Raw genomic sequence first — 23178 nt, 5'->3', positions numbered from 1 at the left:
TGTGGGTGGTTGGTGGGTCGTTGAGGGACTGTAAGACGAACGGTGTAACTCCTGATCAAGGAGCAGCACCTGATGTCTGATGGATCGATGGCCGCCGTGGATACTGCCGCGGTGGCGAAGAACGGGCCGGGACAACCGGCGGAGGGTCTCGACGGGGAACTCGTCGCCCAGATCGTGGAGCAGGCCCGTGCGGCGGGTCTGCAGCTGACCGGCGACGGCGGTCTGTTGCAGCAGCTCACGAAGCGAGTCCTGGAATCAGCGCTTGAGGGCGAAATCACCGATCACTTGGGCTATGACAAGGGCGAGCCGGCGGGCAGGAACGGCGGGAACTCCCGCAACGGTGTGCGGGCCAAGACGGTGCTCACCGATGTCGGCCCGGTCGAGATTGACGTGCCGCGCGACCGGGATGGGTCGTTCGCGCCGCAGATCGTCCGCAAGCGGCAGCGTCGGTTGTCCGGTGTGGACGACATGGTCATCTCGCTGTCCGCCAAGGGCCTGACCACCGGGGAGATCCAGGCCCACCTCGCCGAGGTCTACGGTGCCGACGTGTCACGGCAGACGATCTCGACGATCACTGACAAGGTTGTCGAGGGCATGACCGAGTGGCAGAACCGGCCTTTGGACCCGGTCTACCCGGTGATCTTCCTGGACGCGGTGCACGTGAAGATCCGTGACGGGAAGGTCGCCAACCGGCCCATCTACCTGGCCCTGGCCGTCACCGTTGACGGCACCCGGGACATCCTCGGGCTGTGGGCCGGTGACGGCGGTGAGGGCGCCAAGTTCTGGCTGCAGGTCCTCACCGAGCTGAAGAACCGCGGTGTCGCGGACGCGTGCATGGTGGTCTGTGACGGACTCAAAGGGCTGCCCGACGCGATCGGCGAGGTGTGGCCCGAAGCGGTGGTGCAGACCTGCGTGATCCATCTGCTGCGTGCCTCGTTCCGGTATGCCGGCCGGCAGCACTGGGACGCCATCGCCAAAGCCCTGCGGCCGGTCTACACCGCGCCCACCGAGCCGGCTGCCAGGGCCCGGTTCGCCGAGTTCACCGAGGCGTGGGGCGGCAAGTATCCGGCGATCGTGCGGCTGTGGGAGCAGGCGTGGGCGGAGTTCGTGCCGTTCCTGGCCTTCGACGCCGAGATCCGCACCGTCGTCTGCTCCACCAACGCCATCGAGAGCGTCAACGCCCGCATCCGCCGCGCCGTCCGCGCCCGCGGCCACTTCCCCAACGAGGCCGCCGCGCTGAAATGCGTCTACCTGGCCGTGATGAGCCTCGACCCCACCGGGCAGGGCCGCCGGCGCTGGACCATCCGCTGGAAGCCAGCCCTCAACGCCTTCGACATCGCCTTCGAAGGACGCCTGTCCGCAGGCCGCAAGTAGCCGTCAACAACCCGAGTTACACCGTTCGTTTGACAGACCCCGGGGGCGGGGCGGGGTCATGATTGAGCGGGTTGGCGGCGGGTGCGCCAGGCGGAGAGGGCCAGGGTGGCGGAGTAGCCGGCCAGCACGATCACGTGGAACAGGTAGAGCCAGAGCAGGATCGCCACGGCGGCGCCGACCTCGTCCAGCCCGCCGAAGGGCACGCCCAGGTCGAGTGGCAACGAGGCGAAGAGCACGAAACCGTGCAGGAAGCCGGACAGGTTAGCTGCGGTGAACGAGCCCATCGCCAGGGTGGATAGCCAGTCCGGCGAGGCCGGGCCGACCACCCGGAACACCCACATCAGCACCGGCGTGAGCACCAGCCACACCGCCAGGAACGACAGCACCACCCCGAGCGCCCCGGCCCATCCGCCGCGCCGGACCAGCCCGGTGGTGGTCGGCAGGGCCAGCAGGATCGACAGCAGCAGCGCCGGGGCCGGGGCCAGCAGCGGCAGCAGCAACAGCCGGCCACGCCAGCCGACCAGGTGTTCGTCGGAGCGGGGCGCGGCGACCGAGACGAACGCCCGGCGCAGCCCTTCGCCGTACAGCGACGCCGGCAGCAGCGCGGCCAGCGCCAGCCACGGCGTCAGGCCGACCCCCGCCTCGACCAGTGCGGCCACCGCGTGCGGCGCACCGATCGCGTCCGGCAGCGCCTCCACGGCGTACCCGGTGAGCCGCCGAACCTGGGACGCTCCCGCCAGCAGCGAGGTGAGCCAGATCGCCAGCAGGGCCACCGGCACCACGGCGATCGCACCGTAGAACGTGATCGCGGCGGCGTGCAGCGACAGATCCCGGCCACGGACCGGGCGGAACGCACCCCTGGTGATCCGCCTCGTCCGCTCCCACGCACCGCCCATCGCGCTTCATTTCCCCGTCATCCCCGCCGGCAACCGTCCCCGTTGCGCGGGTCGCACCCGGCCGACGGATCAGCGGCCGGGTCTGTTCGGTGGACCGGGTCGTGAGGTAGCGAGAAGGCGCCCGGCGACGGGCCTGGCAGGGATGCGGCTGCTCAGGCCCGTCGCCGTTCGGTTCGGTCAGCCGAATGCCCGGTACAGTCGCCAGTCGGCGGAGAGGACGACCTTCTTCGATTGCCCTGTGTCGGTCTTCGACGGGTGGTAGATGTGCATGTTGCCGTTCGACTCGTACCGGACCCACATGTCGGGCACCCCGTCGCGGTTGACGTCGGGAATGCTGATGACGACGCCGATGGCCGCCTCGGTCCACGAATTGCCGTAACGAACGTCACCGTCGCGGGAGTTGTTGGCCAGCTTCAGCGAGTCGAGGCTGACGCTGCCGGACACCCCACCGGGCAGACCGTGCCGGACGTACATGTTGCCGTTGTCCAGGTTCCGCCAGAGCAGGTCGGGTGTCCCGTCGATGTCGATGTCGATGATGTTGACGACATCGCGGCGTGCCCAGGCGTCGTGGTTCATCAGGGTCGCCTCCGCAAAGGCGGCCCCGGTGTACCCGGACAGCACCCAGAACTCCGGGCCGGAGCGTAGCGCCAGGTCGGGCCGTTTGTCGCCGGTGATGTCGCCGACCGCCTTGATCTGGGTCCAGGTCGACGGGTTCGGCGCGTTGGCCGGGAGCATGACGCGGAGCCGGTGGTCCACGTTGAAGCTGCCGTACCCGTCACCGGGATAGAGCCAGAAACCGCCGTCGGGGGTACGGGCGAACAGGTCGGTGATGCCGTCACCCGGGTACGCGTCGGAGTGCTTGGTGATCAGAGCGGCCTGGCCGGTGGTCGGGTTCCACCAGTGGCCGGGCGGGTTCAGCGTGCCGGCGCTGTCGTACGAGGAGTACAACCAGCCGTACAACTCGCCGTTGTTGGGTCCGGTCCCTTCGGGCTCGCGGTCGCCCGCGTACGTGCGCAGCTTGCCCTCGTTGTCAACGAGGATCAGGTCGGGTATGCCGTCGCCGCCGGTGTCGCCGGGGCCGTCACCGGCGGCGCGCGGCGGCACGTAGATGGCGTAGTCCGTCCTGGCGCTGCGGTTACCGACCGCGTCGTAGGCGTACACGTGCAGGGTCGTGGGACCGGCGTGCCGTGGTGCGAGGTCCGGCACCGTGGCGGCGCCGTTGACGGCATCGACGGACTGGGTGTTGATGGCCTCGAAGGCGTAGGTGAACCGGGTCGCGCCCGTGGCGCTGAAGGTGACCGCACCGGTTCCGCCGAACGACACGCTTGCCCAGGTCGCGCCGTCGGGGGTGGCCTCCGGGAACACCTCACTCGTCACGGTGGGGGCAGGGGGCGCCGAGGCGTCGATGGTCAGTCGGCAGGGATCGGTGCCGGGCGGGAAGTAGCTCGACGAGGCATTTGACTCGTCCTCGGCGCGTACGTCCCAGGAGTAGGTGGTCTTGTCCTCCAGACTGCTGGACGGCACCAGGAGTTCCGCGCTGCCATCGCTGCGAGCGGTGACCAGGGTGCCCGACGGGACGGTCGAGCCGGTCTTCCAGAAGCGGAAGCGGAGCGCCTTCAGGTTGTTGTCCGGGTCGGTGGCCTTGGCGTACAGGGTCAGATTGGTCCTGGCGACCGTGACACCGCCGCCGGGGCCGGGTACGCAGGTGCCGCCGGGCGTGCTCTTGCCGCCCGTCGGTTCCTTCGGCGGCGTGTTGTAGACAACCGTCAGCTCGGTGCTGCTGACCTTGAACCTGCGCCAGGTCAGCGTGTCGCCTTCACTTGTCGCCTGCATGCCGAGGGTCACGTTCGACCAGCCGCCGTCGGCGCCGTTCTGGGCGATCTTCTTCACGTCGAAGCTGACGTAGTCGTCGGCGCAGCTGCTTCCGTAGCCGAAGGCGAACGACTTCTTCTGCTGCACCTCGACCCAGCTCGGCTGCTTCTTCCAGGTGGTGGCGGAGGAGATCGAGCCGGTGCGCCACACCTCCATCTGGCGCGCGGTGCAGTTCCAGGAGTGGTTGTTGAACACCTTGAACGTGGCCGAGCTGACCGTCGCACCCTTCATGCTGCTCTTGAAGCCCATCCGCCAGAAGGAGCGGGCGGTCAGCGGAGTCCGCTCCTCGTAACCGACCCGGGCGTCGGTGCTGCCGGAGTTGAAGTTCGTCCCGTTCCAGGTGTTGGTGCTCGGGTGCTGCTTGTAGACCGTCGCCCAGGCCAGCGTGCCGCTGCGCAACGTCGGGTCGAGGAAGAGCGGAAACATCGCGTCCGCGTCGGTGAGCAGGCCGGTGGCGGCGACGTCCAGGCGCAGTCGTACTTCACCGCTGCCGTCGCCGTCGAGGCTGGTCGGCATCGGAGCGTGCCGGGCGCCCGCCTCGACCCCGTTCAGCCCGGAGAGGTTCAGCACGTCGGCGGTGGTGGCGACGGCGGTGCGTAGCGCCGGCTGGGGCGACGCCGGGTCCTGGCCGGCGGAGTCCCAGGCGAACGGGGTGGGCATCGAGCCGATCTCGACCTGGCTCGCGGCGTCGAGGATCTGCACGCCGCCGGTCTCCTGGTCGTGGCGGAAGATCGCCGTCGGGGATCGCAGGCCGTAGGTGAGGGACCGGACCGCCTCGATGGTGGCGCTGTCCCGGTTCTTGACGATCAGCAGCTGCCCGAATCCGCCCTCGTCGCGGGCGACCATCAGCAGATCGACACCGGTCCGAACCTCGGGATAGAGCAGGCGCGGGCCGTCGAGCACCGGCTCCGGCAGCTCACCGGGCCACAGGTAGGTGACGGTGTGACCGTCGATTTCGACCTGGGCGAGGGGTGTGTCCACTTCGGTACGGGCGACCAGGCGCATCGACTGGGCGGAAGGGCTCCTGGACGGCGTGGCGTCGGGTCGCGTCGCGCCGCCGAAGAACCGCACCGGGGTGGGCGGGTTGACCGGGCGGACGCCGAGGCCGTCAGGTGCGTCGGCATCGTGGGTCAGGGTGAGGTCGATCGGCGCCCACTGCCCGGTGGCGTCCTTGGCCCGCTGGGGGACGGCGTGGGTGGTGGTACGCCACTGCCCGGCCGGCAACGCCCAGGTGAGCGACGTGGCCGTGGTCGCGGTCTCGACGAGCACCTCGGTACCCGTGCGGAGCGCCTCGGCCATCGCGGTCGCCTCGTCGCGCGGTGGCTTCGACGCCGGGGCGGCCTCGGTGACGACCTCCGGCCGACTGTCGCCTCGGTCGATTCCCGGCCACCACGGCAGGGAGGCCGCGATGACGGCGACCAGCAGGAGACCCATGGTGCAGATCAGCCGGGTGCGCGTACGCATGAACGGGCTGAGCAGGCGAGGCGCTGTCACGGCGGTCTACTCCCGTGGGCCGGGCGGACAGGAAGGAACGCGAAACCCGCCCCGTCAGCCGGGCCGAGGGGCAGAAACGCGGGCACACGATCGCACGTCACCAGGGCATCTCGTCTATCCCGTCAACGTTACCGATTCGTGATGTTCACTTTCTGATCATTGACCGGTACGCCAGAATTCGATCTTGTGTGGGTGGGTTTGCCGACGTCGCTTGTCGGACATAGCCGAATTAGCTTCTTGGCTAGGCTCTCGCCGGTTCGCGGCTCTGCGCGGTAATAGTGGCGTGACGTGGATCACATTCATACATGGAAGATCACTCTATGCAACCTTGAGCTCGGACCTGCCCTGACGGAGAGTGCTCACGCACGTGCCGATCCGGCACGTGTCCTCGCGGTTCTTCCGCGAACCTCCTTTTCGTCTTCACGCCTGGGTGGGAGTCGACGCGCATGCCTGGTACCGGTTTGCTGGCCCGGCGGCGGGGGCGTCCCGCCCGTACGGCGTTCATCCTGGCGCTGTCCATGACCATGACGGTCACGGCCCTGCCCGCCCCGGCTTTCGCGGTTCCGGGCCCGGGCATGAGCCGTGGCGCGATCGACCTTCCGGAGATCCCGGAGGTGGAGCAGATCGCGCCCAACGAGCAGGCCGTGACCGACCTGCTCACCGACGAGCCGGAGCCGCTCGACCCGTACGAGCCGTCCGCGGTGGACGCCTGGGACGAGGACAGCGGCACGGTGGACCTGACCGGGGTCGCCGCCGGTGAGGCGTTGCCGGTCGACGACCTGCCGGTCGCGCTCGGCGTACCGGAAGGCGGTGACCCTGCCGCCCTCGCCGGCACCTGGGCGGTGGATCTGGCCGCCCCCGAGGCGTCGCACGACGTGGGGGTCGCCGGCCTGATCATGAAGATCACTCCGCCGGCCACCGCGGACCCCACGGCCGAGGTCGCCCTCAGCGTCGACTACACGCCCTTCGCCGACTTCTACGGCCCACAGGCCGCCGACCGGTTCGGCGTCGTCCTACTGCCGGACTGCGTCTTCGACGACCCGGACGGCGGCGACTGCGCCGACGGTGGCGCGGGCGTCCAGTCCACCGAACCGGCCGGTGTCACCGGCCAGGTCGTCTCCAGCGAGGTGGAAATCCTCCCGGTCGCCGGGGCGTCGGCCCGCAGCGCCGCGATCGCGGGCGTCGACGAGGGGGCCGGCGACCGCCGGATCGTCACCGGCAGCGTGCCGGTCGGGTCGCTGGTCGGGACCGACAGCGCGGTCGCCGGCCGATCCGCGTTCGGGGCCCAGTCCAGCGCGGCGGACGCCAACGTCGTCGGGGTACTCGACACCGGCGCGTCGGCTGCCGGCGACTTCACCGCCACCCCGCTGCTGTTCTCCGGATCGTGGGCGGCGGGTTCCTCCTCGGGCGCGTTCACCTACTCGTACCAGGTGCAGGTGCCCGAGACGGCCGGTGGCCTCATGCCGAAGGTGGCGCTGTCGTACTCGTCGCAGTCGGTGGACGGGCGTACCTCGGCCACCAACAACCAGGCTTCCTGGATCGGCGACGGCTGGGACTACGCGGCCGGCGCGATCACCCGCACCTACGTCAACTGCCGGCAGGACTCCAAGAAGCCCGGCTCGAACAACAGCGAACACCGGACCGCGGACCTCTGCTGGGGGTCGAAGAACGCCACCCTCTCCCTCGGCGGGATGACCACCGAGCTGGTCCGGGACGACAGCACCGGGACCTGGACCACCGCCAACGGCGACGGGTCAAAGGTGCAGCTGCTCAAGGACACCGGCCTGGACAACGGCGACGCCGACGGTGAGTACTGGGTGGTCACCACCAGGGACGGCACCCGCTACCACTTCGGCCGGCACCGGCTGCCCGGCTGGACCGCGGGTCAGCCGGTCACCAACTCGGTGCTTACCGCACCGGTCTACGGCAACCACGCCGGTGAGGACTGCTACCAGGCCGGCGACTGGGCCGACTCGGCCTGCACCCAGGCGTGGCGGTGGTCGCTGGACTACGTCGAGGACATCCACGGCAACGTGATGAGCCTGTGGTGGGCCAAGGAGGAGAACCGCTACGCGCGGAACTTCAACTTCAAGTCCCCGGTGAAGTACGACCGTGGCGGCTACCTGACCCGCATCGACTACGGGCAGCGCAGCAACAACGTCTACGGCACCGCACCGCTGGCCCGGGTCAGCTTCGACGTGGCGGAGCGCTGCTTCGCCGAGGGCTCCCAGACCTGCTCCGAGTCGAACTTCAACAGCCAGATCCCGCACGACTACCGCATCTGGTACGACACCCCGGCCGACCTGAACTGCATCTCGGGCCGGAAGTGCTGGAACGCCTCACCGTCGTTCTTCACCCGCAAGCGCCTCGACAAGATCACTACCTGGGCGCAGCGGCGCAGCGGCTCCACCAGCTTGCAGAAGGTCGACGAGTACCAGCTCACCCAGTCCTTCCCGACCCTGCTGACCGGCCCCAACACCGCGCTCTGGCTGGAGTCGATCCAGCGGACCGGGTACGGCGTCGACGGCGACAAGGTCGCGCTCAACCCGGTGCGGTTCGCCCACAACCCGGAGGACATGCCCAACCGGGTGCGCAACGACAACCGCCCCAGCTTCTCCCGGCTGCGCATCGCGCGGGTGATCAACGAGTATGGCGGCGAGACGGTCGTCACCTACAAGCAACCCACCGGCTCCTGCGCCACCGGCTCCGGCCTGCCCGGCAAGGACGACACCGCCGAGCTGAAGTCCAACACCCGGCTCTGCTTCCCCAACTTCTGGCACCCGGATCCGGCCAAGGACGACGTCATCGACTGGTTCCACAAGTACGTGGTGGAGTCCGTCGAGGAACTGCCCGCCATCGACGGCGCCGCCTCCTCCACCCTCACCACGTACGCGTACGACAACGCCGGCTGGCGGCTCGCCGAGCCGGAGTTCAGCAAGAAGTCCCGCCGCACCTACTCCCAGTTCGCCGGCTTCGAGCAGGTCACCGTCCTCACCGGGCCGCCTATCGCGGAGCTGGGCAGCGAGCAGACCAAGTCGGTCACCCGCTACTTCCGGGGCATGGGCGACAGCGTGTCCGTGAGGGACAACGTGGGCACCGGCGAGGAGATCGCCAAGGACCGGGAGCCGTTCGCCGGCCGGGTCGCCGAGGAGTTGACGTACGCCAAGGCCAGCGACCCCGACGCCAACTGGCTCACCCGCAGCGTCACCTACCCCACGGCGACTGAACTCGCCTCCCGTGACCGGGACGACGGGCTCGACCCGTTGAAGGCGTGGCGGGTCACCGACACGCGGCAGAAGGCGGTGTCCCGGTCCTCCGGCACCGGCGACGACACCCGAACGCTGCGCACGGTGGAAACCAAGACCACCTACGAGAGCACCCACGGCCTGCCGGAGCGGATCGAGTCACTCGGTGACACCGGCAAATCCGGTGACGAGTCCTGCACGTTCGTCGAGTACGCGCACCGCACCGACAAGAACCTCATCGGCCTCACCAGACAGATCCGCAGCAGCCCGACGACGTGTGCCGCCGCGGACTTCGACGACCTGACGACGCTCTCCTCTGCCGGTCGGGTCGGCTACGACGGCGCCGCCTACGGTGCCGCCCTGCCGAGCAACACCCGGGGTCTGGCCACCCAGACCTGGTCGCTGAAGGCGGACGGCTCCGGCTTCCAGAACGACGGCACCACCACCTTCGACGCCATCGGCCGGGTGCTGACCCGCACCGACCCGGACAACAAGGTCTCCCGGATCACCTACACTCCGGCCAGCGGCCAGGCGTACGCGGTGAGCGAGGAGAACTCCCTCGGGCACAAGCAGACCCGGGAACTGGATCCGGGCCGCGCGGTCACCCTGAAGACCACCGACCCGAACAACCAGGTCAGCCACGCGGAGTACGACGCCCTCGGCCGCCTCGTCGAGGCGTGGGGCGCGGGGCGTACCCCGTCGCCGGCGCTGGTGCCCGACTTCCGCGCCGAGTACGCCCTCCCGGCGATCGTGCCCGACCCGGAGAACCCCGGCGAGAGCATCCGCAAGCCGCCGTACGTCACCACCTTCGCCCGGGGCCACGAGGACCGGATCCAGACCTCGGTCACCATCTACGACGGACTCGGCCGGGAACGGCAGTCCCAGGTGGAGGCGACCGGTGGCGGACGGCTGATCACCGACACGCTCTACAACTCGGCCGGCGAGGTCTGGCAGACCAACAACGCCTACCTCGCCGAGGGTTCGCCGATCGGCCGGCTCTTCACGCCCGAGTCGGACACGGTGGTGCCCAACGCCACCCGGTACACCTACGACGGCCTCGGCCGGGTGGTCGAGGAACTGCCGCTGCTCAACGGCACGGAGTACCCGAGCCGCGCCACCAGGTACAGCTACGGCCTCGACCACTCCACAGTGATCAACCCGGCGGGCGCGGCCTCGTACCGCCTCCACACCGACGGCCTCGGCCGGACCACGCGGGTCGACACCTTCCGCGACGCCGCCCGCACCGACTTCACCTCCATGCGCTACGAGTACGACGCGCGGGGGCAGCTCGCCGAGGCCACCCACTCGGCGAACCCGGTCCCGTGGACCTGGACGTACGACCAGCGCGGCCGGCTGACCCGGACCACCGACCCGGACACCGGCGCCACCACCATGACGTACGACCACCGGGACCGGCCGCTGACCACCACCAACGCCCGTGGCATCACGGTGTGGAACGGGTACGACGAGCTGTCCCGCCCCACCCAGCAGCGGCTTGGTGGCAGCGGCGGTGAACTGCTTGCCGAGTACACCTACGACACGGTGGCCGGCGGTAAGGGTCTGCCGGCGACGTCGACCCGGTACACCGACGGCCTGCCGTACACCCAGTCGGTCGGCGGCTACACCGAGGACTACCAGCCGACCTCGACCACGCTGACGCTCCCCGAGTCGATCGCCACCACCTGGGGTCTGAACCGGGAGTACCGCTACGACTACACGTACACCGGCACCGGTCTGACCGAGTCGGCGACGCTGCCGGCGGTCGGCTCGCTGCCCAGCGAGAAGCTGCTGGTCCGGTACACCAGGGACGGCCTGCCGCTGTCGGTGTCCGGCAAGGACTGGTACGGCTCGGAAACGGTCTACTCGCCGTACGGGCAGGTGCTGCGCTCGACGCTGGGCGCGCACCCGTACCGGGTGTGGACCATGGCCTCGTACGACGACGCCAGCGGCGCCCTCACCCGGCAGCAGGTGTTCCGCGAGGTCACCGGCAACCACCTCGTCTCGAACCGTTCCTACGGCTACGACGACGCCGGCAACGTCACCTCGATCCGGGAACACGTCACCACCATCGCCGAACGGCAGTGCTTCACCTACGACCCGCTCGGCCAGCTCCGCAACGCCTGGACGTCGCAGGACCAGGCGTCGTGCAGCGCCGGTCCGGGCACTGCGACGGCCCCGAACGCGGCGGCGGGGGTCGACGGCACCGGCTACTGGCAGGAGTACGAGTACGACCTGCTCGGCAACCGGACCAAGCTGGTCGAGCGCGACCTGACCGGCCGCACCTCCACCGGCCCGATCGAGACCACCTACGGGTACGGCCACGGCACCGAGGAGGGCGACCAGCCGCGCACCCTCGACGCCGTCACCAAGACCTACACCACCCCGCAGGGCGCGGCCATCGTCTCCGAGGCGAAGCGGCTGTACGAGCTGACCGGGGAGACGAAGTCGGTCACCTCCACCCGCAACGGGGACCAGCAGGAGCTGTCCTGGACGTACGACGGCCAGGTCGAGCGGATCACCGGCTCCGGCACCAAGGGCCGCACCTCGTACATGGGCCTGGCGAGCAAGTGCATCGACCTGAGTTCCAGCCTGGCCGAGCCGAACCGACCCATCCAGCTGTACACGTGCAACGCGACAATCGCGCAGAAGTGGGCCTTCGTCCCGGCACCGGAGCAGACCAACGCGAACCTGGGCACCCTGTCGATTTTCGACTCCTGGTGCGCCCAGCCGGCCGGCACCACCGCCGGGTCGGCGTTGCGCCTGCAACGGTGTGACGGCACGGCGGCGCAGCAGCTGGAGCGGCTGTCGACGGGGCAGTTGAAGCATCCCGCCTCCGGCCTGTGCCTGGCGGTGCAGGACGCCGCCATCGCCGACTCCACGCCGATCGTGCTCGCGGCCTGCGCCGGTGGTGCTTCCGAGCAGTTGTGGGAGGCGCAGGACGAGACGCGGCACATCTACGGGCCGGGCGGCACCCGCCTGCTGAAGATCCAGGGTCAGCAGGCCACCCTCGACCTCGGCGAGGCCCAGGTCTCGGTGCAGAGCGGCGGGATGCTGCTCAACACCCAGCGCAGCTACGCCACGCCGGGTGGGATGGTGACGCGGTACGCCTACGGCACCAGCACCGGATCCAACCTCGTGGCCGTCGCCAGCGACCATCAGGGCAGCCCGTCCGCCGAGGTGGCCCTCGCCAACGATATGCAGATCCGGATCCGTAAGCAGGATCCGTTCGGCAACCAGCGGATCGCCGACACGCCGGCCAATATCCAGACCAACCGGGGCTTCCTCGGTGCGGTCCGCGACGACACCTCGGGCTTCGTGCCGTTGGGTGCCCGGCTGTACGACCCGGAGGTGGGTCGGTTCCTCTCCGCGGACCCGGTGCTGGACCTGACCGACCCGGTGCAGAACAACGGCTTCACGTACGCCCACAACAACCCGGTCACCCACTCCGACCCGTCAGGTCTGTCGGTGGCGTTGACCGCGTCGGAGACGGCGGCGGCGCTGGCCGGTGCCGGTCTGTCGTCGGCGATGATCGCTCAGGCACAGGCCAACATGGGCCGCTCGCTGATCTCGGTGATCCTGGATTCGGCGTGGTACATCCTCAAGGAGTTCATCGGCATCAACGACGCCCTGAACTGCTTCGGCGGTGACATGTGGGCGTGTGGCAGCCTCATCCTCAACGCGATTCCCTGGACCAAGGTCGCCAAGATCCCAGCGGTGATCCGGGCGGTCAACCGTACGATCAACGCGATCCAGGCATGGCAGGCGGCGAAACGGGCCGCCGAGGCGGTGCTGGCGGCGGCACGGGCTGCCGAGGCCGCCGCGTTGCAGGCGAAGAAGCTCGCCATCGAACGGGCCAAGAAGGCCGCCCAGGCAGCGAAGAAGAAGGCCGCCGACAAGGTCAACTCGACGAGCAACAAGGCGACCCAGTCGGCCAAAAAGACGGGTAACGGCCCGCAGAAGGAAGCCCAGGCAAAGTCCAACCCGAAGGGCTCGTCGGCAGCCTCCGGCGGCGCCGGCGGCAAGGGCGGCGGCGGAGGCAGCGGCAAGGGCGACTCGAAGCCGGGCGGCTCCTCAGGCGCCTCCAACCGCAGCAACGGCGGCTCCAGCGGCAACGATGGCGGTTCGTCGGGTGGTGAATCCTGCCCCATCCGCAACAGCTTCGTGCCGGGCACGCGGGTGCTCATGGCCGACGACTCGACCAAAGCGATCGAGGACGTCGAACCGGGCGACGAGGTGGTGGTCACCGATCCGGAGACCGGTCGTACCGAGGTGGACACGGTCACCGCCACGATCACCGGCGACGGCGTCAAGGACCTGGTGAAGGTCGTCATCGACACCGACGGCGACCAGGGCAGCGAAACCGCCGAGGTCACCGCCACCGACGGCCACCCCTTCTGGGTACCCGAGCTGGGCGAGTGGATCGACGCCACCGACCTCCAGCCCGGACAGTGGCTCCAAACCAGCGCCGGCACCTACGTCCAGATCACCGCCATCGACCGCTGGAGCGTTCCTCGCGCCACCGTCCACAACCTCACAGTCGCCAACACCCACACGTACCATGTGGTGGCCGGAACCGCGCCGGTGCTTGTACACAACTGCGGTCCCGAGCCGGGGCCGGCGCCAGAAGGCTCCACCTTAGAGGATTATCGGCAAGCGAATCTTGGGACGAATGCGCCGCGATTTGTCACCGAATACACCTCGCCCAATGGCAAGCGCTATTATGGCCGAACCACCCCTGGGGGTGTGGATATCGAGTCAGGTTCGGTTTTGGATGATGTGCTGCGTGGGCGTCATACCGGCTGCTCCGAGGTCTGTGCGCTCAACGAGGCCCAGAAGGCTAGGGATGAGATATTCGGGGGAACATTCCGGACGCTGAAGGTGAACTCAGGAGAGCTTGTAGATCCCTGCAAGGACTATTGTCAACCTATGATCAACCGGTTGTTCGGAACGTGGTGATGATGAGGTAGGCTACGTTCGTTGGAGAGTGAAGGGTGTGTCGCGATGGATTTACCGGCAGGTGTTTTATCGCGGCGCGCCCTATCATTCGTGCGGGCGCACGGACAAAGGATGCCTAGTAGTCGGGCGCGGCGATCTGCAGAGCAGTGGATCAAGCAAGGGCTCGACCGGACCCTCGTTCAGCAGGCTATCGATTACGAGCGTCGCTGGGGCGATCTGTATCTGCCACCGTCGGTTTTGTATAACGGCGGACCAAAGTACCTTGGCCCTGATCTGCTCGTTGGCCATTGGTCGGACGGCGGATACATCGAGGCGGGCCCTGCTCGGTTCTCTGTCTTTTACGATTTCCTACTTGGGCCTGATGGTGCTTTTGGTGTAGGAGACGTCGAATTCGTTCCTCTTTACGGGTCAGTGGAGGGATGGATCGAGTCGTTGGCGCTCGAGAACGAGATCCGAAGCATGGCCAACGAGATACGGAGGTTTAAAGGGTCCGAGGTTTCCTCGCTCGATCTCTCGGCGATGGTTCCCTTTCCTGGTATTTCCGGAATTTCCGATAGTTGGCTGATGAACGACGGGCAAATCGTCTTCGTCGGTCGGGGTATTAGCCTCATCTCCGGCCAGCTGGACGACGTGGTCGCCATCGTATATTCGGGTATTCCCGATCGCGAGGCGAGCCTCGGGCTGTGGCCATCTTGAGCGGTGAGGATCCTGGTTGTGAAGCTGCCGTCGCATGACGGAGAAGATCGATCGTTTTTGCAAGTGTGCCACTAACTCCCCGGGTTGCCATCAGGCACCTGCAATGCGCCTAAATGCTTCGATAGGCTGCTCGCCGATCAGATTCCCGAGGCGAGGGAGACGGGATACGTGGTGGCGTGCCGCGTAGCGGTGCGGCGTCGGTAGAGCAGATTTGGACCAGCCCGCTTCCCACGGCCTCTGGTGCGCTCCGCGGCCCCTGTGTATTCCGTCGCCCTCGTCCTCTGTCTTCAGCGTGCCGCTGGGCGTTCTGGTCGACGGGCGGGCGGCTGAGTGGCGCGGTGGCGGGTGGGCGCCGTCAGGTGGTGTCGGCGGCTGGCGCCGTAGTGGTCTCCGGGGTCCAGGGCCGCCCGTAGGGCGTTCGCAGGGCGACGCCTAGCGGCCCAAGGGCCGCTACGTACGCTCGCGCCACCCACGGGTCGTCGTTCGCGCCTGGGCCAGTTGTTCGCTGGAGAGGGGGCGAGCGCGAGCACCCCTTGATCTGAGCCAGCGCTACCTCTCGCCGGAGGTGATTCGGCGGGCCGACTTCCTGTCCCGTGAGGCGCTGCGCTGATTGCTTTGGCCGCCGCTGCTGGACACAGATCGGCATGGATGCGGTTTTGCGGCTCGGGCGAGGCTGGAGTGTTATCCGCGGGGTCGACCGTGAAGGCGCAAGCGCTCGCAGCATCACGGGGGAAGCATGCACACGTCGCAGCAGCATGGGCCAGGCGTGGGCCGCTCGCGCGGCGGGTCGATCGACATCTTCCTGACCTGGCTGGTTCATCCGGTGACGGTGGCGGCCACCGCGCTGCTGATCCTCAACGACCACGTGCTCAAGGCGGCCTATCCCGGCTGGTTGACGGGAAAGCTCAGCGACGCCGCCGGGCTGGTGATGGCACCACCGTTGCTGGCCGTCGTACTGGCGCTGTTGCTGGCCGGGTGCGGTCGACTGCCGGTGTCGCGGCGTACGGGCAGGGTTGCGCGGCCTGGTGCTGGGCCGGGCGTCGCGCCTGCCGACCTGCTGGCGGCCGTCTCGATTTTCATCGTTGGGGTGGGATTCACGGCGGTGAAGGCCACTCCGGAGGGGGCGGCCACGGCGTCCGCGGTGTGGAGCGTGGTGAACGGACCGTCGGTGATCCTGGCCGACGGCACGGACCTGCTGGCGTTGCCGGCGCTGGGCCTGGCCTGGTGGACGTGGCGCTCGGCGGCGGCCCGCCCGACCCTGGCGCGCTGGCTGCGGATGGTGTCGGTGCTGGTGGTGTTGCCGATCGCCGGGCTGGGCGTCGCGGCCACCTCCGCTCCCCAGTACGACGACGCTGTCGCCTTGTACGAGTGGCAGGGCGTCGCCGTGGTCGGCATCGGCAACGCCTATCACGACTCCCGGGAGCCCTACACGTGGTGGATCGGCGCGGACGACGGGCCGACGTTCTCCGAACTGCCGGAGGGCGGCTACGACCTGTTCTCGAAGCAGCCGCCGCCGGTCGCGTCGGGAGAGGACTGTTCGGCGCGGGATCCGAGGCACTGTTTCCGGATCGTGCCGCGCCGCCTGGCGGTGCAGGAGAGCCGGGACGGTGGGGCCAGCTGGCGTGTCGCCTGGCAGGTTGACGAGGACGCCCGGCAGCGACTGGCGACGGTAATACCTGGTTTGCGTGATGCCGACGAGTACCTGTCGTCCCGCGCCCTGCTGGTGCGGGATCCTCCGGATGGTGGGGTGGTCGTGCTGGTGGCAAACGGTCGGGACGGCTTTGCCCACCGCGACACCGCCGGCCGCTGGGAGCGCATCGGGTTCGGCGCAGTTGCCGGTGACAGCTTCCGGCACGAGCAACCCGCGACACCGATCCCGGGTGTCGCCGAGGCGACCGTCACCGTCGGCTTGCGGGTCGCCGTACCGCTGTCGGTCGCGGTGGGAAGCCTGGTGGTGCTTGCCGGCTGCGCCACGTTGCTGGCGCGGCGGTACGGCTGGTTCGTGATTCCACTTGCCGCCGTTGGTGGCGCGCTCGGTCTCCTGGCGCTCGCCCTGTACGTCCCCTACGCATTGCGTGGCGCGACCTCGGACGACGGAGTGGGATCGGTCCTCGTGGTGGCGCTGATCGTAGGGATGACGGCGGTGCCGGCGGGCTTCGCCGTGCTCTTCGGCAACGTCACGGATCCGTTGCCGGCCCTGACCGGCCGGATCTGTGTCGCGGGCATCCTCGCTGGGGCGATGGTGCCACTGCCTTTGCTGCTGCGTCTGCTTACCGGTTGGCCTCCGCAACGTGCGGCGGTGGTCGTCGTGCCGATCGTCGCGGTGGTCGTGATGGTTGTCGGCATCCCGTGGGCCATCCGCTACGCCGTACGCCGGCTGCCGAGGCGAGGCTCCTCATCGGCGGGCACACACCCGTGGACGCCACCCGACCCACCGTGGCCGCAAACCAATGACGAGCCGCGCAACGCCTGATGAGGCTCGGGTCGTGGCACTCGGGGCGGGCCGGGTGCCTCAGAGCAGGTCGTAGACGTCGCTGCGGTGCCCGAGGTGGACGACGAGCACGATCAGCTCCTGGTCCCGGACGGTGTAGATGATGCGGTATGCGCCGACGCGGATGCGGAAAAGGCTGGAGTGGCCGGTCAGGGCTTTGACACCGGCTGGGCGAGGTTCGGTGGCCAGGTTGGCGATCGCGGTGACGAGGCGGGCCTGCACGGGGCGGTCGAGCTTGCGCAGCAGCTTGGCAGCGGCTCGGTCGACCTGGACGGTGTAGGCGGGTGGAGTCGGGCTGGTCACAAGCCGAGCTCGTCGCGTAGGTCGGTCAGCGGTATCGGGGTGTCGCCGGCGTCAATGCGGGTCATGGCCTCGCGGGCGGCGGCGACATCGCTGGCGTCTTCGGCGCGCTCGATGGCCTCGGCGACCTCGGCCGGGACTATGGCGGCCAGGCGTTGCCCCCGACGGGTGACATAGGTGATCCTCCCGGCGTAGTGCGCGCGGGAGACGACGTCCGCGAGGCTGTCACGGGCGTCTGAGATCGGGAGTTCGGCTGCGGGCTCACTCACGGTTTCGATTGTACAACTCGTACGAATCGTACGGGCAGAAGTAGGTCACAAGATCATGAGCTGGGTCCGGCAGTGGGCGTCAAGATCGGTCGAGAGCGCAGGGGCCCGGGTGGGCGTTGGGGCGGGGGCAGCGTCCGGGGCCGCCGAGTGGGGTGTCGCACCAGACTCGGGTACGCCGGCTTTGGTGGTCTTCTTCGCTGAGGGTGGTTTCGCCGAAGTCGATGACCGTCAGGTGACCGAGGGAGTCGCGGAGGGCCACGGCGAGTGCGGTGGCGTCGTCGAGGCTGGTCAGGGTGGTGGGTAGGTGGATCACCCAGCGGGGTGGGCTCATCGGGAGTCGCGACTGTGGTGGCGGTGGGCGGCCTGGCGGGACTGCCATTGGCGCAGCGCCTGACGGATGCGTTCGGCTTCGGTGTTGGCGGTGGTCAGTTCGCGGTGCAGGCGTTCCAGTTCGTCGGCGAGCCGGTTGAGGTAGGCGTACACCTGGTCCGGGTCGAGGCCGCGCCAGCGGGTGTCGAAGGTGGCGGCGCGGGCGTGCTGGGGGAGTGGGCGCTCCCCGGACAGGTGGATCATGGGCGGGCGGCTTCCTGCTCGGCGAGCATCGTCTGGATTTCCTGGTCGGTGAGGCCGCGCATGGCGAGGATACGGAGGCCCCAGCGGTGGAGGCGGCAGGGGTGGGATGCCCGGTCGTTGCGGCAGCGCGGGCCGTCGGGCCATTGTTCGGCAGTGTGCACGCTTATCGCCCGGAGCGCGAATGTGACATCTTCGGCGGTGATGTAGGGAGGCAGCGGAATCTCGCCGAGGGCTTCGTCGATCGAATCCATGATCCTCCTCTGTGGAATGGTCGCGGGGCCGGAGCGGACGCCGGGATGAGGTTCGTGGGAGGCGTCCGCTCCGGCCGTGACCTGCCAGGGGGATTGGCTGGTCATCCACGATGGTCATTTCACTACTGGCCTGGCGCAATGTTTTGCGCGAGAATGCGAATCAAGGGATGAGGTGCCTTACGCGACAACAGCAGAGGAGATGACGTGGACGACCCGGGAAGCACCGTCCCGCGTAGGCAACTCGGCAGGTATTTGAGAGAACTTCGCGAAAACGCGCACGTAACTGTGGTCGCGGCCGCGAAGGAACTGGAATGGTCGACGCCGCGAATCTGGCGGTACGAAACCGGCCAGGTCCCCATGCACCCGAACGACGTGGAGGCCATGTGCCGGGTGTACGGCGCGACCCCCGAGACCATCCAGACCATGCGGTCGCTGGCCCGGGAGACCAAGGCGCACGGCTGGTGGCACAGCTACGGCGAGGCGATCGAGGACTGGTTCAAGCTGTACGTCGGCCTGGAGGCCGCCGCGACAAAGATCCGAAAGTACGAGGCCGACCTGGTGCCCGGCCTGTTGCAGACGGTCGAGTACATGACCGAGGTCATCGCGACGAACCATCCGGATCTGTCCCAGGCGGAACAGCAGGTCAAGGTAGATGTTCGACTGCGCAGACAACGTCTGCTGGCTCGGGCGGTGCCCCGCGCGCCCTACTACGACGTGATTCTCAGCGAGGCGGTGCTACGTCGGCCGCTGCGTGACCGGGCGGCGATGGCCCGGCAACTCGACGCGCTGGTGGTGGCGGGTCGACAGCACAACATCAAGATCCGGGTGCTTCCGTTGGCCGCCGGGCTGTTCCGCTCGGCCGACACGGGCACCTTCACCATGCTCGATTTCCCCACCGACGTGCGGGAACCGGAACCGACCACGATCTACATGGACGGTCCGTGCGGCGCGGTCTACCTTGACAAACCGCACGAGATCCGGACCTACGAGGAAGTTTGGCGCTCGCTCGGCGAGCGGGCGCTCGATGTCGATGACTCCCGTGAGCTGATCACGGCGATCGCGAAGGAGATGACCCATGAGACGTGACGGAGTGTGGCGCACGTCGTCCCGGTCCGGCAGCGGTGAATGCGTCGAGGTGGCGGGTTTCGCTGACGCGGTCGGCGTACGCGACAGCAAGGACCGGCAGGGCGCGGAGCTGAGCTTCGGCGCGATGAGCTGGACCCGGTTCGTCGCCGCCACCCGCGCGGGCCGGTTCGACACCCGCCCCTGAGCCTGGAACGACCCGCCCGGTGCCGACCGACCCCGGCCGGCACCGGGCGGTGTCTTCGCAGTGCCGGGCCGGTCGGAGCACGATCAGGAACCGGTTCGGTGGAATTGTGGTCTCTACGGCGCGGGGAGGCGGCCGGATGCCCGCAACATTGTCGATCACAACCTGAATCGGCTATGCGCGGTGCCAGGGCGAGACATGGATGTGAGATCTTGGACAATTTCCGTTAGGCGCTAACGGAAACTTCCAAGATTAGCTGGCGAGTCCTGGGTTTTGACGCGTTGACGCTGTGAAAGGTTGACGGCGTGCAGCGAAAGAAGTTCGCACGTGCCTTTGAGATGTTGGCCGGCCGCGAGTCGCCGTGGACAGCGAGCGCTGCCTTCGACGTGCTGCCGGAGAACAACGGGCCGAGGATCGAGGTCTCGCGTGGTTGTGTCGTGGTCACCGCTGGCGGCGGTGTCGATCGGCGGACGGTGCAGCGTGAACTTGGCTACCGGCTGAGACGGGCAGCACGACCAGCTGGGCTGTGGGCGTACCACTCGGTCAACCTGGTCTCGGGAGATGATCTCTTCATCCCGGATCTCGCGGTGCTGCGCTCGCCTGGCGGCGGCCGACGGGCGATGACAATTCGGGTGGCGGTGTTGCTCGGGGAGATCACGGCGTCGGGAGTGATCGACCGTCCGCGTGAGTACGCCGCCGCTGGCGTGCCGTTCTTTCTGCGGGTGGACCTGCGCAACCGGGTGCCCACCATCGCCCTGCTCGAACTGGTCGATGGGGAGTACCGGCCGCTGGCGGCAGCCGCCGCTGGCACCACGTTCGTGATGAATCGGCCCTTCGACTTCTCGGTCGACCCGGCAGACCTGCTCGACGACGAGGCACCGCAGGATGCTGACTCTCCGGAAGGCTCGGTCCCGCCGGAGGCGGACCGGGAAGGAAAGTAGCTTCCCTCCCTTCGGAGAGGCCCTCCGCGACCTCAGGCGCAACAAGGTGCCCTTCCGTGCCCCCGGAGGGCGGTGGGGAAGAATGGGCGGCGTGACGTCCCCCCGTGATCTTGTGCTGCTGGGTTGTACCGGGTCGATCGGTACGCAGGCCATCGACATCGTGCGGCGCAACCCGGAGCGGTTCCGGGTGGTGGCGCTGGGTGCCGGTGGCGGCAACATCGGGCTGCTCGCCGCCCAGGCGCTCGAACTCGGTGTCGACGTGGTCGGGGTGGCCAAGGCGTCCGCCGCGCAAGATCTTCAGCTGGCGTTCTACGCCGAGGCGAGTCGGCGGGGCTGGGCGAGCGGGGAGTTCAAGCTGCCCAAGATCGTGGCCGGGCCGGAGGCGATGACCGAGCTGGCGCAGTGGCCGTGTGACGTCGTACTCAACGGGGTGGTGGGGTCGCTCGGGTTGGCGCCGACGCTGGCGGCGCTGCGCGCCGGGCGTACGCTCGCGCTTGCCAACAAGGAGTCGCTGGTGGCCGGCGGCTCGCTGGTCAAGGGCGCGGTGACGCGGCCGGAGCAGATCGTCCCAGTGGATTCGGAGCACTCGGCGCTGGCGCAGTGCCTGCGCGGCGGCACCCGGGGTGAGGTACGCCGGCTGGTGGTGACCGCCAGTGGTGGGCCGTTCCGGGGTAGGCGGCGCGACGAGTTGACGGCTGTCACGCCGGAGCAGGCGCTCGCCCACCCGACCTGGAACATGGGACCGGTCGTCACGATCAACTCGGCGACCATGGTCAACAAGGCGCTTGAGGTGATCGAGGCGCACGAGCTGTTCGACGTGCCGTACGCCGACATCACCGTGATGGTGCACCCCCAGTCGGTGATCCACTCGATGGTCGAGTTCGTCGATGGGTCGACGTTGGCGCAGGCCAGCCCGCCGGACATGCGGCTGCCGATCGCCCTGGGCCTCGGCTGGCCGGACCGGGTGCCGGAGGCCGCCGCCGCCGTCGACTGGACCACGGGGCACACCTGGGAGTTCACGCCGCTCGACGATGAGGCGTTCCCGGCGGTGGCGCTGGCCAAGGCGGCCGGGGAGGCCGGTCGGTGCCGGCCGGCGATCTACAACGCGGCGAACGAGGAGTGCGTCGCGGCGTTCGTCGCCGGGCGGCTGCCGTTCCTCGGCATCGTCGACACGTTGCAGCGCGTGTTGGAGGAGGCTCCCGATTTCGGCGAACCGGGTACCGTCGAGGACGTACTCGAAGCCGAGTCGTGGGCGCGCGCACACGCGCAGGAGATCATCGCTGCTGCGGTGGAAGGAGCTTGATGTCGTTCGCGTTCGGGGTGGTGCTGTTCGCCCTCGGCATTCTCATCTCGGTGAGCCTGCACGAGGCCGGGCACATGCTCACCGCCAAGGCCTTCGGCATGAAGGTCACCCGCTACTTCGTCGGCTTCGGCCCCACCCTCTGGTCGTTCAAGCGTGGCGAGACCGAGTACGGGATCAAGGGCATCCCGCTCGGCGGCTTCTGCAAGATCGTCGGTATGACGCCGCAGGACGACGACGTCGAACCCGGTGACGAGAAGCGCGCCATGTGGCGCTACCCGGTGTGGAAGCGCACCATCGTGATGTCCGCCGGGTCGGTCACCCACTTCGGGTTGGCGATCTTCGCGGCCTGGCTGGCCGCGATGACCTTCGGCCTGCCCAACCCGAGCTTTCCCAGCACCGAGGAGCAGATCCGCAGCGAGCCGGCGGTGATCGCCCTCCAGGACTGCGTCCTGCCGGACACCACGTACCGGGCCTGCGAGACCGGTGACGCGCCGAGCCCCGCCGCTGCGGCCGGGCTTCAGGACGGCGACCGGATCACCTCGATCAACGGCACCCCGATCGCCAACTACGGCGATCTGCTCACCACGCTGCGGGCCACCAGCCCCGGCAGCACCGCCAAGATCGGGTACGAACGCGACGGCCAGCCCGGCAACGTCGAGACAGTGCTGGCCACCACCAAGCGCCCGCCGATCGACAACCCGGACGGGCCGGTCGGCGACGTCTCCGCCCTCGGCATCGGCCTGGTCATCAGCACCCCCGGCCTGGTCAGCTACGGCCCGGTCGAGGCGGTCGGCGCGACAAGCACCTTCATCGGCGACATGGCGGTGGCGACCGCGCAGGCGTTGCAGCGGCTGCCGGAGAAGATCCCCGCGCTCTGGACCGCAATCACCGGCGGCGAGCGGGACATCGACACCCCGATCAGCGTGGTCGGCGCCAGCGTCCTCGGCGGCGAGGCGGTCGCCAACAACGCCTGGGAAATCTTCATCATGCTGTTCATCTCGCTGAACTTCTTCATCGGGGTGTTCAACCTGCTGCCGCTGCTGCCGCTGGACGGCGGGCACATAGCCATCGCCTGGTTCGAACGAGCCCGCTCCTGGCTGTACGCGCGGCTGCGCCGGCCCGACCCGGGCCGGGTGGACTACTTCAAGCTGATGCCCTTCACGTACGTGGTGATTCTGATCGGTGGGGTGTTCACCCTGCTCACCATCACCGCGGACGTGGTCAACCCGATCACCCTCTTCCCAAAGTGA

At 68.6% G+C, this 23178-nt stretch carries 16 protein-coding genes; 9 read left to right on the top strand and 7 right to left on the bottom strand.

Annotated elements, in window-relative coordinates:
- Nucleotides 1-72 precede the first annotated feature (72 nt).
- Nucleotides 73-1374, top strand: coding sequence for an IS256 family transposase (locus tag O7624_RS09030; protein ID WP_282236516.1), 1302 nt, complete (start codon nucleotides 73-75; stop codon nucleotides 1372-1374).
- A 56-nt stretch (nucleotides 1375-1430) separates the two neighbouring features.
- Here O7624_RS09030 and O7624_RS09025 read toward each other — a convergent pair whose 3' ends face one another.
- Nucleotides 1431-2270: a YhjD/YihY/BrkB family envelope integrity protein gene (locus O7624_RS09025; RefSeq protein WP_282239676.1), complete on the bottom strand. Its 840-nt coding sequence runs from the start codon at nucleotides 2268-2270 to the stop codon at nucleotides 1431-1433.
- Nucleotides 2271-2447: 177 nt separating this feature from the next.
- Nucleotides 2448-5636: a DNRLRE domain-containing protein gene (locus tag O7624_RS09020; protein WP_282239675.1), complete on the bottom strand. Its 3189-nt coding sequence runs from the start codon at nucleotides 5634-5636 to the stop codon at nucleotides 2448-2450.
- A 446-nt stretch (nucleotides 5637-6082) separates the two neighbouring features.
- Here O7624_RS09020 and O7624_RS09015 point away from each other — a divergent pair, with 446 nt between their 5' ends.
- The 3 genes from O7624_RS09015 to O7624_RS09005 all read left to right on the top strand — a co-directional run bounded on the left by O7624_RS09015 (nucleotide 6083) and on the right by O7624_RS09005 (nucleotide 17006).
- Nucleotides 6083-13837 carry a ricin-type beta-trefoil lectin domain protein gene (locus O7624_RS09015; RefSeq protein ID WP_282239674.1) on the top strand — a complete coding sequence of 2585 codons (7755 nt, stop codon included), beginning with the start codon at nucleotides 6083-6085 and terminating at the stop codon, nucleotides 13835-13837.
- 21 nt (nucleotides 13838-13858) lie between these two features.
- Nucleotides 13859-14533, top strand: coding sequence for a hypothetical protein (locus tag O7624_RS09010; RefSeq protein WP_282239673.1), 675 nt, complete (start codon nucleotides 13859-13861; stop codon nucleotides 14531-14533).
- Nucleotides 14534-15299: 766 nt separating this feature from the next.
- Entirely contained in the window at nucleotides 15300-17006 is a 1707-nt protein-coding gene (locus O7624_RS09005) for a hypothetical protein (protein ID WP_282239672.1), read from the top strand.
- Nucleotides 17007-17045: 39 nt separating this feature from the next.
- Here the strand turns inward: O7624_RS09005 and O7624_RS09000 are convergent, their stop codons facing one another.
- From O7624_RS09000 to O7624_RS08980, 5 genes are all read right to left on the bottom strand, one after another.
- Nucleotides 17046-17327: a type II toxin-antitoxin system RelE/ParE family toxin gene (locus O7624_RS09000; RefSeq protein ID WP_099847134.1), complete on the bottom strand. Its 282-nt coding sequence runs from the start codon at nucleotides 17325-17327 to the stop codon at nucleotides 17046-17048.
- Nucleotides 17324-17593 carry a type II toxin-antitoxin system prevent-host-death family antitoxin gene (locus O7624_RS08995; protein ID WP_282239671.1) on the bottom strand — a complete coding sequence of 90 codons (270 nt, stop codon included), beginning with the start codon at nucleotides 17591-17593 and terminating at the stop codon, nucleotides 17324-17326. The genes O7624_RS09000 and O7624_RS08995 overlap by 4 nt, the downstream gene beginning before the upstream one ends.
- 79 nt (nucleotides 17594-17672) lie before the next feature.
- Nucleotides 17673-17924: a hypothetical protein gene (locus tag O7624_RS08990; RefSeq protein WP_282239670.1), complete on the bottom strand. Its 252-nt coding sequence runs from the start codon at nucleotides 17922-17924 to the stop codon at nucleotides 17673-17675.
- Nucleotides 17921-18166 carry a DivIVA domain-containing protein gene (locus O7624_RS08985; protein ID WP_282239669.1) on the bottom strand — a complete coding sequence of 82 codons (246 nt, stop codon included), beginning with the start codon at nucleotides 18164-18166 and terminating at the stop codon, nucleotides 17921-17923. Before O7624_RS08985 ends, O7624_RS08990 begins: the two co-directional genes overlap by 4 nt.
- Entirely contained in the window at nucleotides 18163-18417 is a 255-nt protein-coding gene (locus O7624_RS08980; protein ID WP_282239668.1) for a hypothetical protein, read from the bottom strand. The genes O7624_RS08985 and O7624_RS08980 overlap by 4 nt, the downstream gene beginning before the upstream one ends.
- Nucleotides 18418-18621: 204 nt before the next feature.
- On the opposite strand from O7624_RS08980, the gene O7624_RS08975 reads away from it, so the two are divergent.
- The 5 genes from O7624_RS08975 (at nucleotide 18622) to O7624_RS08955 (ending at nucleotide 23178) form a co-directional block, all read left to right on the top strand.
- Nucleotides 18622-19503: a helix-turn-helix transcriptional regulator gene (locus O7624_RS08975; protein WP_282239667.1), complete on the top strand. Its 882-nt coding sequence runs from the start codon at nucleotides 18622-18624 to the stop codon at nucleotides 19501-19503.
- 4 nt (nucleotides 19504-19507) lie between these two features.
- Nucleotides 19508-19687, top strand: a complete 180-nt coding sequence (locus tag O7624_RS08970) for a DUF397 domain-containing protein (RefSeq protein WP_282240584.1) — start codon at nucleotides 19508-19510, stop codon at nucleotides 19685-19687.
- Between the two features lie 302 nt (nucleotides 19688-19989).
- A complete protein-coding gene (locus O7624_RS08965; RefSeq protein WP_282239666.1) occupies nucleotides 19990-20625 on the top strand; it encodes a Uma2 family endonuclease in 636 nt (211 codons plus the stop codon).
- A 91-nt stretch (nucleotides 20626-20716) separates the two neighbouring features.
- A complete protein-coding gene (gene dxr / locus O7624_RS08960) occupies nucleotides 20717-21928 on the top strand; it encodes a 1-deoxy-D-xylulose-5-phosphate reductoisomerase (protein WP_282239665.1) in 1212 nt (403 codons plus the stop codon).
- Nucleotides 21928-23178: a site-2 protease family protein gene (locus O7624_RS08955; protein WP_282239664.1), complete on the top strand. Its 1251-nt coding sequence runs from the start codon at nucleotides 21928-21930 to the stop codon at nucleotides 23176-23178. Before dxr ends, O7624_RS08955 begins: the two co-directional genes overlap by 1 nt.

This window comes from Verrucosispora sp. WMMD1129, from assembly GCF_029581255.1.
In the GTDB taxonomy this organism is placed as follows: Bacteria; Actinomycetota; Actinomycetes; order Mycobacteriales; family Micromonosporaceae; genus Micromonospora; species Micromonospora sediminimaris.
This window is presented reverse-complemented; position numbering and strand designations above follow the sequence as displayed.